The organism is Saccharothrix saharensis (assembly GCF_006716745.1).
In the GTDB taxonomy this organism is placed as follows: Bacteria; Actinomycetota; Actinomycetes; order Mycobacteriales; family Pseudonocardiaceae; genus Actinosynnema; species Actinosynnema saharense.
The window spans coordinates 7,087,145-7,098,765 of the sequence record NZ_VFPP01000001.1 but is presented as its reverse complement, the minus strand read 5'-3'; the positions used below and the strand labels follow the sequence as shown (position 1 = coordinate 7,098,765).

Annotated in this window: 9 protein-coding genes; 7 read left to right on the top strand and 2 right to left on the bottom strand. The window is 73.3% G+C overall.

Going from position 1 to position 11,621, the window contains the following annotated elements; genetic code table 11:
* Nucleotides 1-171 precede the first annotated feature (171 nt).
* From FHX81_RS32470 to FHX81_RS32440, 7 genes are all read left to right on the top strand, one after another.
* Nucleotides 172-2,655, top strand: coding sequence for a DEAD/DEAH box helicase (locus FHX81_RS32470; protein WP_141982340.1), 2,484 nt, complete (start codon nucleotides 172-174; stop codon nucleotides 2,653-2,655).
* A gap of 44 nt (nucleotides 2,656-2,699) precedes the next feature.
* Complete coding sequence (locus tag FHX81_RS32465; RefSeq protein WP_246108080.1) at nucleotides 2,700-5,684, top strand: AfsR/SARP family transcriptional regulator; 2,985 nt, start codon at nucleotides 2,700-2,702, stop codon at nucleotides 5,682-5,684.
* A gap of 285 nt (nucleotides 5,685-5,969) precedes the next feature.
* Entirely contained in the window at nucleotides 5,970-6,278 is a 309-nt protein-coding gene (locus tag FHX81_RS32460; RefSeq protein ID WP_141982338.1) for a hypothetical protein, read from the top strand.
* Between the two features lie 36 nt (nucleotides 6,279-6,314).
* Nucleotides 6,315-7,154: a LytR/AlgR family response regulator transcription factor gene (locus FHX81_RS32455; RefSeq protein ID WP_141982336.1), complete on the top strand. Its 840-nt coding sequence runs from the start codon at nucleotides 6,315-6,317 to the stop codon at nucleotides 7,152-7,154.
* A complete protein-coding gene (locus tag FHX81_RS32450; protein WP_141982334.1) occupies nucleotides 7,151-7,537 on the top strand; it encodes a DUF485 domain-containing protein in 387 nt (128 codons plus the stop codon). Before FHX81_RS32455 ends, FHX81_RS32450 begins: the two co-directional genes overlap by 4 nt.
* Nucleotides 7,534-9,255, top strand: a complete 1,722-nt coding sequence (locus FHX81_RS32445; RefSeq protein WP_141982332.1) for a sodium/solute symporter — start codon at nucleotides 7,534-7,536, stop codon at nucleotides 9,253-9,255. The genes FHX81_RS32450 and FHX81_RS32445 overlap by 4 nt, the downstream gene beginning before the upstream one ends.
* Nucleotides 9,252-10,424 (top strand): histidine kinase, encoded by a 1,173-nt coding sequence (locus FHX81_RS32440; RefSeq protein WP_170232249.1) that lies wholly within the window; start codon nucleotides 9,252-9,254, stop codon nucleotides 10,422-10,424. The genes FHX81_RS32445 and FHX81_RS32440 overlap by 4 nt, the downstream gene beginning before the upstream one ends.
* On the opposite strand, the gene FHX81_RS32435 is transcribed toward FHX81_RS32440, so the two are convergent.
* Nucleotides 10,381-11,247, bottom strand: coding sequence for an alpha/beta fold hydrolase (locus tag FHX81_RS32435; RefSeq protein WP_141982331.1), 867 nt, complete (start codon nucleotides 11,245-11,247; stop codon nucleotides 10,381-10,383). The genes FHX81_RS32440 and FHX81_RS32435 overlap by 44 nt on opposite strands.
* 39 nt (nucleotides 11,248-11,286) lie before the next feature.
* A complete protein-coding gene (locus FHX81_RS32430) occupies nucleotides 11,287-11,535 on the bottom strand; it encodes a hypothetical protein (protein WP_141982329.1) in 249 nt (82 codons plus the stop codon).
* Nucleotides 11,536-11,621: the final 86 nt, after the last annotated feature.

Genomic DNA, 11,621 nt, shown 5'->3' with positions numbered 1-11,621 from the left:
AGGCGTGCCACCAGGGGTGGAAGGGCGAGCAGGCGATCCGCGTCGACGCGTCGACGTCACCCCGGGTCCGGGAGCACCACGCGCGAGGCACGCCTCGAAGCCGCCGGGGAGCAGCGGCCGGCCGATTCGGGCGAATCGGCCGCCGGGCGGTGCCACTATGCTCTGCCTGCGATGACTCTCACCGACCGCCTGCCGGCCACCCCCGACCCCGACCTCCTCTACGACACCTTCGCCGAGTGGGCGCGGGAACGAGGGCTGTCGCTGTACCCGGCGCAGCAGGAGGCGCTGATCGAGATCGTCTCCGGCTCGAACGTCATCCTCAGCACGCCGACCGGCTCCGGCAAGTCGCTGGTCGCCATCGGCGCGCACTTCGCCGCCATGGCGGAGGGCAAGAGGACGTTCTACACCGCGCCCATCAAGGCCCTGGTGTCGGAGAAGTTCTTCGCCCTGATCGAGACGTTCGGCGCGGAGAACGTCGGCATGATGACCGGCGACGCGAGCGTCAACGAGACCGCGCCCATCATCTGCTGCACGGCCGAGATCCTGGCCAACATCGCCCTGCGCGACGGCACGGGCGCCGAGGTCGGCCAGGTGGTGATGGACGAGTTCCACTTCTACTCCGAGCCCGACCGCGGCTGGGCGTGGCAGGTGCCGCTGATCGAACTGCCCCAGGCTCAGTTCCTGCTGATGTCGGCGACCCTGGGCGACGTCACGTTCTTCGAGAAGGACCTCACCCGCCGCACCGGTCGCACGACGAGCGTGGTGCGTTCCGCCGAACGCCCGGTGCCGCTGAACTTCCAGTACGTCACCACTCCCCTGCACGAGACGATCGAGGAGCTGCTGCACGGCCGCGAAGCCCCGGTCTACGTGGTGCACTTCACCCAGGCCTCGGCGCTGGAACGCGCCCAGTCGCTGATGAGCGTGAACGTCGCCACCCGCGCCGAGAAGGACTCCATCGCGGCCATGATCGGCCGGTTCCGGTTCACCTCCGGGTTCGGCAAGACGCTGTCGCGCCTGGTCCGGCACGGGATCGGCGTGCACCACGCGGGCATGCTGCCGAAGTACCGGCGGCTGGTGGAGCAGCTCGCGCAGGCCGGCCTGCTGAAGGTCATCTGCGGCACGGACACCCTGGGCGTCGGCATCAACGTGCCCATCCGCACGGTCGTGTTCACCGCCCTGTCGAAGTACGACGGGCAGCGCACCCGCCACCTCAAGGCCCGCGAGTTCCACCAGATCGCGGGTCGGGCGGGCCGCGCGGGCTACGACACCGTCGGCACGGTCGTCGTGCAGGCGCCCGACCACGTGGTGGAGAACGAGAAGGCGCTGGCCAAGGCGGGCGACGACCCGAAGAAGCGGCGCAAGGTCGTGCGCAAGAAGGCGCCCGAGGGTTTCGTGTCGTGGAGCGACCAGACGTTCGAGCGGCTGAAGAACGCCGAGCCCGAGCCGCTCACGTCGAGCTTCCAGGTCAGCCACGCCATGCTGCTCAACGTGATCGGCCGGCCGGGCGACGCGTTCGCCGCGATGCGGCACCTGCTGGAGGACAACCACGAGGACCGGCCCGCGCAGCGCAAGCACATCCTGCGGGCCATCCAGATGTACCGGGGGCTGCTGGCCGCGGGCGTGGTGGAGCGGCAGGGCGGCGACATCCGGCTCACCGTGGACCTCCAGGTCAACTTCGCGCTCAACCAGCCGCTGTCGCCGTTCGCGCTGGCCGCGATCGAGCTGCTGGACCGCGAGTCGCCGTCCTACGCGCTGGACGTGCTGTCGGTGGTCGAGTCCACTCTGGACGACCCGCGCCAGGTGCTGTCCGCGCAGGAGCACAAGGCGCGCGGCGAGGCCATCGGCGCGATGAAGTCCGAGGGCATCGAGTACGACCAGCGGATGGAGCTGCTGGAGGAGGTGACCTACCCGAAGCCGCTCGCCGAGCTGCTGGAGGCCGCGTTCACCACCTACCGGCGCGGGCACCCGTGGGTCGCCGACCACCACCTGTCGCCGAAGTCCGTGGTGCGGGACATGTTCGAGCGGGCCATGACCTTCGCCGAGTACGTCTCGTACTACCAGTTGGCGCGCTCGGAAGGCCTGGTGCTGCGGTACCTGGCCGACGCGTACAAGGCGCTGCGGCAGACCGTGCCCGAGGACGCCAAGACCGAGGAGCTCAGCGACCTCCAGGAGTGGCTGGGCGAGCTGGTCCGCCAGGTCGACTCCAGCCTGCTCGACGAGTGGGAGAAGCTGCGCAACCCCACCGACGAGGCCGCGGACACCTCCTTGAGCGACGCGCCGCCGGCCGTGACGGGCAACGTGCGCGCGTTCCGGGTGCTGGTGCGCAACGCGTTGTTCCGGCGGGTGGAGCTGGCGGCGCGGCGCAACTACCACGAGCTGGGGCAGCTCGACGGCGACGCGGGCTGGACCGCCGACGACTGGCAGGACGCGCTGGAGCCGTACTTCGAGGAGCACGACGAGATCGGCACGGGCCCCGACGCGCGCGGCCCGGCGCTGCTGCTGATCACCGAGGAACCGGGGCTGTGGCGGGTCCGGCAGGTGCTGGACGACCCGGCGGAGGACCACGACTGGGGCTTCACCGCCGAGGTCGACCTGGCCGAGTCCGACGAGATCGGCACGGCGGCCGTGCGGATCACCGAAGTCGGCCGGCTGTAGCGGGGTCCATCCGGTGGTACTCCGGCGCGGACCGGGGTTGGAGCATGTCAGACGTCGGGACGGAGCGGAGGCGGTTGACCCTGTCGCAGGACGAGTTCGGCGTGCTGGGGTCCCTCGTGGTACGCCGGAACGGCCGCTCGGTCCCGGTCACCGCCGCCAAGCACCGCATCGTCCTGGCCACCCTGCTGCTGGACGCCAACCGCTCGGTGCCCGCCACCGACCTGATCCGCCGGGTCTGGGGCGAGACGCCGCCGGACCGGGCCGCGCAGACGCTGCCGGTGTACGTGATGCGGTTGCGACGCGCGCTCGGCGAACCACCGCTGATCCACACCACGCCGACCGGCTACCGGATCGACCTGCCGCCGGGTGCGCTGGACCTCCACCGGTTCGAGGGAGCGGCCGAGGAGGGCGCGAAGCTGGCCGCCGCCGACGACCTCGGCGCCGCCGCCCGTGCCTACGAGCGGGCGCTGGGGTGCTGGCACGGCCCGCCGCTGGCCGACGTGCCGTCGGAGTCGCTGCACGAGACCGAGGCGCCCGGCCTGGCCGAGCAGCGGCTGCGGGTGACCTCCGAGCTGGTGGACGTGAAGCTGCGGCTGGGGCGGTGCGACGAGGTGATCGCCGACCTGCGCCGGCTGACCGCGCAGCACCCGCTGCGGGAGCGGTTCTGGTCGCAGCTCATGGTGGCGCTGTACCGGGTGGACCGGCAGGCCGAGGCGCTGGACGCCTACCGGCAGGCGTCCACGGCGTTGGCGCGCGAGCTGGGCGTGGACCCCAGCGACTCGCTGCGCGCGGTGCACCACGCGATCCTCACCGGCGACCCGGCGTTGCAGCAGCCCGCCGCGAGCACGTGGGCGCCGGTGTCGCAGCTGCCCGCGCCGGTCGGCAACTTCGTGGGCCGCGGCGCGGAGCTGACCCGGGTGAAGGGGCTGCTGACGGGCGGCACGGCGACCGTGGTCGTGTGCGGGCCGCCGGGCGTGGGCAAGACGGCGCTCGCCACCTCGGTGGGGCACGCGGTGCGCGACCGCTACCCCGACGGCCAGTTGTACGTGAACCTGCGCGGGCACTCCACGTCGCCGCCGCTGCCGACGTCCGCCGTGCTGGCGCGGTTCCTGCGGGCGATGGGCGTGCGGGCCGACCACATCCCGGTGGACACCGACGAGCTGGTCCGCGGCTACCGGGCCCGGCTGCGCGGCAGGCGGGTGCTGATCACGCTGGACAACGCCGCGTCGGTGGACCAGGTGCTGCCGCTGCTGCCCGGCGACCCCGGCTGCTCGGTGCTGGTGACCAGCCGCAACGAGCTGCGGTTGAGGGCCACGACGGTGCGGCTGGACGTGCTGCGGGGCGACGAGGCGTGGAAGCTGCTGGCCCGGTCGCTGGGGTCGGAGGCGGCCGTGGCGCAGTTCGACGCGCTCGGCGAGCTGGCCCGGCTGTGCGGGTACCTGCCGCTGGCGCTGCGGATCGCGCTGGGCAACCTGGTCGGTTCGTCGCACGTGGACGTCGCGTCGTACGTGGAGGAGCTGCGCGGCGGTGACCGGCTGGCCGCGCTGGCGGTGGACAACGACGACACGGCGGCGGTGCGGCGGGCGTTCGACCTGTCGTACGCGGCGTTGACGCCGGACGCGGCGCGGCTGTTCCGGTTGGCGGGGCTGCTGCCGGGGCCGGACTTCAGCGTGTTCGGGGCGGCGGCGCTGCTGGACGCGTCCGAGGACGTGGCGCGGGGGCTGCTGGAGGACCTGGCGTCGGCGCACCTCGTGCAGCGGGTCGGCGCGGACCGGTTCGGGCTGCACGACCTGCTGCACGACTACGCGGCCGACCGCGCCGGGGCGGCGGGCGAGGACCTGGACGCGGCGCGGCGGCGGTTGTTCGACTGGTACCTGCGCACGGCGGTCGAGGTGGGCGACGTGCTGTACCCGGAGCTGGGCGTGTCCGGGCCGCCGCGGCTGGGGCCGGACGAGGCCAGGGCGTGGCTGGCCGCGGAACGGCCCAGCGTGCTGGCGGCGACCGAGCACTGCGCGGCGCACGGTCCGCTGCCGATGGCGTGGCGGCTGATCGACGCGGTCGGCGGGTACTTCGGCTCGCACGGGCACCACGTGGAGTTCGTGCACGCGATCGACGCCGCGCTGGGTGCGGCGCGTGCGGCGGGGGACCACGACGCGGAGACGTTGATGCTGGTGTGGCTCGCGGCCGAGCACCGCAACCTGGGCGACCCGCGGGCGGCGCAGCGGTACCTGCGGTCGGCGCGGCCGTCCGGGCGGACGGCGTGGCTGCACGCCGGGCTGGACGGGGTCGTGCACCTGGAGCTGGGCGAGCTGGCGGCGGCGTCGGCGGTGTTCGAGCGGATGATGGCGTTGAGCGAGGAGGCGGGGGCCGGGCCGCACGTGCGGATCGGCGCGTTGGCGGGGCTCGGCGCGGTGCGGATGATGCGCGGCGAGCCGGCGGTGGCGCGGGCGTTGCTGGCGGAAGGGCTGGAGCTGGCGCGTGCGGCGGCCGGGGTGAACCTGGAGGCGGCGTGCGCGTCGCTGCTCGGGCGGTGCCACGCGGCGGCCGGTGAGCACGCGCGGGGCGTGGAGCTGCTGCGGCACGCGCTGGCGGCGTGGCACCGGACGGGGGCGCGGCACGCGCGGGCGGAGGCGATGGCGCACCTGGCGGCGGCGTTGTGCCTGGGCGGGGAGCACGCGGAGGCGTTGCGGGCGGCGCAGCGGTCGCTGGCGCTGGTGCAGGAGCTGGGCGGCAGTCCGCGCATCGAGTCGGAGGTGCACAACTCGCTCGGCCTGGTGCTGCGCCACCTGGGTGAACCGGCCCGTGCCGTGGCGGCCCACCTGCGCGCGTTGGAGCTGGCGACGTCGTCGGACTTCCGCTACGGCGTCATCCGCTCGCACGTCCACCTGGTGCACGCGCTGGCCACCGACGGCCGCCGCGCGGAAGCCGTCCGCCACGCCCGCGTCGCCCACGACCTGGCCACCCGTTCGGGCTTCACCGACTGCGCCTCCGCCGCCACCACCGCCCTGTCCACCCTGACCACCCCGTGAGTCGAACCCCCAGGCCCCGAGTGTCGAACCCTCAGGTCCGGAGTGTCCTACGTCCAGGCACCCCGAGTTCAACGCTCAGGTCGGCCGATGGGGTACCTGAACGTTGAACTCGGGGGTCCTGAACGTAGGACACTCGGGACGCGAACGTACGACACTCGGGACCTGGAGGTTCGACACGCGGAATTCGGGGCCAATTGAGACCACTCCTCCGGGTCGTTGACCGCGTGGTCGGTGAACGAGAGCATCGGGTTTCGATGGTTCGGCGGCTCTACCCGTGGGGGTTTCATGAATTCCGGTCCGCACGTCGACCTGGCGCGGATCGCGGAGCCGGCGCCGCGCACTCCCGCCGAATTGGTCTGCGCGCTGACGGAGCTGGCGCGGGTCGCCAACGAGTGGTCGGACGTGGTGCGCGGGCTGCACGAGCCGACGCGCCGGCTGGTCGGCAGCGCCGCCGCGGCCTCGGTCGCGCTGGCCGCGCGGCGGGCCGAGGAGGCGTTCCTCGAGCTGGAGATGACCCTCGGCGACGCCCAGGCCGCGCGCCGGTCATTGCCCTTGGCCACCCCGAAGGGTGAGGATAGGCGTCCGGTGGTCTAATCGCCGACGCTGCCGACCACACCGCATTGGAACTCCATGACCTCAGGACTTCCCTGCCCTCTCTGCGAGGGCCCGGAGCGCCGAGGCGCGCTCGAGCGAACACTGAGGGTGCTCGCCGTGGACGACGAGGCCCCCGCGCTGGAGGACCTCGTCTACCTGCTGCGCTCCGACCCGCGCGTCGCCCACGTCGAAGCCGTCACGGACGCGACGAAGGCGCTGCGCACGCTGCACCGCGCCATGGACGCCGGTCAGCCGGTCGACGCCGTGTTCCTCGACATCCGCATGCCCGGCCTCGACGGGCTGGACCTGGCCCGGGTGCTGTCCCGCTTCGCCCAACCGCCCCGCATCGTCTTCGTCACCGCGCACCAGGAACCCGCGGTCGAGGCATTCGAGCTGAAAGCGCTCGATTACCTGCTCAAACCGGTCCGCGCGGAACGGCTGGCCGAGTCCGTGCACCGGATCGTGCACGAAGTCCTCGATTCCAAGGCGCCGGAAACGACGTCCGCCGCGCCCGCCGAGAAAACGCCCGACGTGGGCGACGAAGTCATTCCGGTCGAACTCGGCGGCATCACCCGCTTCATCCGCCTGGCCGACATCCGGTACGTCGAGGCGCACGGCGATTACGCCCGCCTGCACACGGCCACCGGCAGCGGATTGGTCCGCGCCGCCCTCAACGGGCTGGAGGAGCGGTGGCGCTCCGCCGGGTTCGTGCGCATCCACCGCAGCCACCTCGTGTCGCTCGGCCACATCGACGAGCTGCGGCTGGAGGACGGCCACCTGAGCGTGAACATCGGCGGCGCGGTGCTGCCGGTCAGCCGGCGGCACGCCCGGCACCTCCGGCAGCTGCTGGTGCGCCGCAACCGGCAGCCGTCGTGACCTCGCCGCAGCGACCGCCCACCCAGCGGGTCGTGGTGACGAGCCCGCGCACCCGCGCACCGCGCGCCCCCCGCCCCTACCCCGCGTCCCGCGAGATCGACGAGCAGAGCGAGCTGGGCGCGGTCTACATGCGGTCGCTGATCCGGACCCAGCGGCGGCTCGGGCTGCTGCTGTGCGCGGTCGTGTGCGGGAGCGTGGCGGCGCTGCCCCTGGTGTTCACGCTCGCTCCGCAGGTCGGCGCGCAACGGCTGCTGGGCCTGCCGCTGCCGTGGCTGCTGCTCGGTGTCCTGGTGTTCCCGGTGTTCGTGCTCGCGGGCTGGTTCTACGTGCGCCAGGCCGAGCGCAGCGAGCGGGAGTTCGCCGAACTGGTGGAACGTTCGTGAGCAGTGGGTACGGCATAGTCGCCGTGCTGGTCGTCGCGGTCGGCACCATGCTGGTGGGCACGTACGGGCTGCGGATCTCGCGCACGACGTCGGACTTCTTCGTCGCCTCGCGCACCGTCTCGCCGTGGTGGAACGCCTCCGCGATCGGCGGCGAGTACCTGTCGGCGGCGTCGTTCGTCGGCATCGCCGGGCTGATCTTCGCGCACGGGCCGGACATGCTGTGGTTCCCGGTCGGCTACACGGCGGGCTACCTGGTGCTGCTCGCGCTGGTCGCCGCTCCCCTGCGGCGCAGCGGCGCGTACACGCTGCCGGACTTCGCCGAGGCGCGGTTCGCGTCGCCGGCGGTGCGCGCGGTGGCGAGCGGGTTCGCGCTGGGCATCGGCTGGCTGTACCTGCTGCCCCAGTTGCAGGGCGCGGGGCTCACGCTGAACACGGTGACGGGCGCGCCGGACTGGGTGGGCGCGCTGGTGGTCGCGGTGGTCGTCACCACGAACGTGATCTCCGGCGGGATGCGCAGCATCACGTTCGTGCAGGCGTTCCAGTACTGGCTCAAGCTGACCGCGATCGCGGTGCCGGTGGTGTTCCTGGTGATCGCCTGGCACGCGCACGGCGCGCGGGACCTGACCGGGCCGGGCTTCCCGGAGTTCCCGAAGCAGACGACCGTCACGTTCGACTCGGACACGGCGTTCGACGCACCGGAGTCGACGGTCTACAGCGGCACGGGCCGGGTGGACGGGCACCGGGTCGACGGCGGCGGCGAGCTCACGGCCGGCCGGCACACGGTGGCCGCCGGGACGCGGTTGACGTTCCCCGAGGGCGCGGCCGTGCCGCACGTGCTGTCGATCCCGTCGAACACCGACGACGTGTGGGCGCTGCCGATGCGCGGCGGTGAGCGGTTCCCCCTGTACGCGGTGTACTCGCTGATCATCGCCACGTTCCTGGGGACGATGGGCCTGCCGCACGTGATCGTGCGCTTCTACACCAACCCGAACGGACGGGCGGCGCGGCGCACGACGTTGATCGTGCTGGGCCTGCTGGGCGTGTTCTACCTGATGCCGCCGATCTACGGCGCGCTCGGCCGGCTCTACACGCCGGAGCTGCTGATGACCGGTGACACGGACGCGGTGGTGCTGGTGCTGCCGAGCCGGATGATCGACGGGCTGGGCGGGCAGCTGCTGGGCGCGCTGGTGGCCGGTGGGGCGTTCGCCGCGTTCCTGTCCACGTCGTCGGGCCTGATGGTGTCGCTGGCCGGCGTGCTGAGCCGGGACGTGCTGCGGTGGCGCGGTGTGCGCGGGTTCCGGATGTCGACGGTGCTGGCCGTGCTGGTGCCGTTGGGCATGACGTGGCTGGTGGGCAAGGTGCCGGTGGCGGACATGGTCGGCCTGGCGTTCGCGGTGGCCGCGTCGTCGCTGTGCCCGTTGCTGGTGCTGGGCATCTGGAGCACGCGCATCACCACGGTGGGCGCGGTGGCCGGGATGGTCGCGGGCGGCCTGCCCGCGCTGGTGGCCGGGCTGGTGACGATCAGCTCGCGCGGCGGCGGCGCGTGGTACCACGTGTTCCTCGCCCGGCCCGCCGCGTGGACCGTGCCGTTGGGCTTCGTCGTGATGTACGCGGTGTCGCTGCTGACGCCGCGCAGGGTGCCGCCGGGGGTGAACCACGTCATGGTGCGCTTGCACGCGCCGGAGAACCTGGGTCTGCGCAGTCAGGACCGGTTGTGACCGCGCTGTGGACGGCGGGCGCGATCCTGGTCGTCGGCCTGGCCGTGGTGATCACGCTGTGGTGGACGTCCCGCACCCGCAACGACTTCCTCACCCACGAGCAGCGCATCACGTTCGAGACGCTGCACACCGCGTGGTCCGCCGCTCCCCCGCTGCGCGCCGGGCTGGTGCCGGAGGCGGCGAAGAAGTCGGCCAAGCACCTGCGGACCCTGCTCGGCACGCCCGCCCTGGCGTTGACCGACGAGACCGAGGTGGTGGCCTGGGAGGGCGACGGCGAGCACCACGCCACCGAGGCGATGGGCCTGGCCGCGGACGTCTTCGAGACCGGCCGCACGCGGGCGTTCGACATCACCTGCTCCGCGCCCGACTGCCCGGTGCACACGGCCGTCCTCGCGCCGCTGACCGTGGAGGGGCGGGTGGTCGGCGTGCTGGCGGCGTACAGCCGGGAGGCGTCGGCCGGGTTGGTGCGGGCGACGAACGAGGTGGCGAGGTGGGCGTCGGGCCAGCTCGAACTGGCCGAGCTGGACCGTTCGCGGACCCGGCTGGTGGAGGCGGAGGTGCGGGCGCTGCGGGCGCAGATCTCGCCGCACTTCATCTACAACTCGTTGTCCGCCATCGCTTCTTACGTGCGCACGGACCCCGAGCGCGCTCGCACCCTGCTGCTGGACTTCGCCGACTTCACCCGCTACTCGTTCCGCCGGGCGGGTGACTTCACCACGTTGTCGGAGGAGCTGAAGTCGATCGACCAGTACCTGGCGCTGGAACGGGCCCGGTTCGGCGAGCGGCTGAAGGTGACGTTGCAGATCGCGCCGGAGGTCCTGCCGGTGACCGTGCCGTTCCTGTGCCTGCAGCCGCTGGTGGAGAACGCCGTGCGGCACGGGATGGAGGGCAAGGTCGGGCCGGGGCACATCTCGATCCTGGCGGCGGACGCGGGCGAGGAAGCGCACATCACCATCGAGGACGACGGCATCGGCATGGACCCCGAAGCCCTGCGCCGGACGCTGGCGGGCCAGGTCGGCGCGACCGCCGGGATAGGGCTGGGGAACATCGACGAGCGGCTGCGCCGGTGCTACGGCGACGACTACGGCCTGGTCGTGGAAACGGCCCAGGGGCTGGGGACGAAGATCAGCGTGCGGGTGCCGAAGTACCAGGCGGGCGTGCACGCGTGACGCCCGACCTGCGCCTGCCCGGCCGGGAGGCGTCGGCGCGGGCCCACAGGTCGGCGAGCGCGGCGTTGACCGCGGTCGGTTGTTGGACGTGCGGGTAGAAGCCGGGGACGGTCAGCAGGGTGGCGCCGATCCGGTCGGCGATCACCTCGGCGGCGGCCTGGAGGGGGAGGCCCGCCAGGCGCCGGTACTCCTCGGGGGCGCCCGACCAGTCGCCGCGGATCACCAGGGCCGGGAACGGGGCGGTGGCCAGCCGGTCCAGGGGCACGTCGGCGTCCCAGCACGGCCGTTCGGCCATGGTCGTGCGGGCGGCGCGCAGGCGGGCCGGGGTCGGCTCCGGGGTGGGCATGCCGACGGACTCGGTGGACAGCCGCAGGTAGTCCCGTGGGGTCAGGTCCGGTGGCAGGCCGCCGGTGGCCGCACGGGCGCGGGTCAGGGCCTCGGCGACGGCCGGGTGCGACTCGGCGGGGCGCAGCGCGCCCGGTTGGATCAGGCACAGCGAGCGCACCAGTTCGGGTCTGGCGGCGGCGGCGAGCATCGCGGCGACCGCGCCGTAGGAGTGGCCGACCAGGTGGGCTCCCCCGGCCAGCAGGGCGACGGCGTCCGACGCGTCCACCTCGTAGTCGGTGCGGTGGGGGCCGTCGAGGTCGGGGCTCCCGCCGTGGCCGCGGCGGTCGACCAGGAGCAGCCGCCGGTGCGCGCCGAGCGGGCGCTGGTGGCCGAAGCCGTAGGTGTCGTCCGAGCCCCAGCTCAGCACCCCGTGCAGGAACACGGCCGGCGGCACGTCGGCGGGGCCCTCGACCGCGGTCACGTGGACTGGCGTCATGACCCCAGTGAACCGCTTGACGGTGCACCGGTCGACCGGTCAGGCCGCGAGCGCCGCCAACCCCAGCGCCTCCGCGCCGGCGGCGGTGAGGCGGGCCGGTGCCCGGTCACCCGGCGCGACCGGCGTCGCCGCCTCGATCAGGCCCGCGTGCACCAGCGCGCGGGCCGCGGTCGGGTCGCAGAACGGCAATCCGTCCACCCGCACGTCGGGCTCGGCGCTGCGGGTCAGGTCGACCCGGTGCGCGGCGGTCGCCTTCAGCAGCGCGACCTCGCGTCTGGACAACTCCATGGCATCGCACCTCCAGTGGGACGAACGGCGCGGCGGACGTCCCGGTTCAGCTAAGGGGACGTCCGCCTGGCCACCGCCGTTCCCCG

Excerpts from the sequence above, each read along its gene's own strand:
- FHX81_RS32460 (WP_141982338.1), top strand. The coding sequence starts at position 5,970 with ATGAATTCCGGTCCGCACGTCGACCTGGCGCGGATCGCGGAGCCGGCG.
- FHX81_RS32470 (WP_141982340.1), top strand. The coding sequence starts at position 172 with ATGACTCTCACCGACCGCCTGCCGGCCACCCCCGACCCCGACCTCCTC.
- FHX81_RS32455 (WP_141982336.1), top strand. The coding sequence starts at position 6,315 with ATGACCTCAGGACTTCCCTGCCCTCTCTGCGAGGGCCCGGAGCGCCGA.
- FHX81_RS32435 (WP_141982331.1), bottom strand. The coding sequence starts at position 11,247 with ATGACGCCAGTCCACGTGACCGCGGTCGAGGGCCCCGCCGACGTGCCG.
- FHX81_RS32430 (WP_141982329.1), bottom strand. The coding sequence starts at position 11,535 with ATGGAGTTGTCCAGACGCGAGGTCGCGCTGCTGAAGGCGACCGCCGCG.
- FHX81_RS32465 (WP_246108080.1), top strand. The coding sequence starts at position 2,700 with ATGTCAGACGTCGGGACGGAGCGGAGGCGGTTGACCCTGTCGCAGGAC.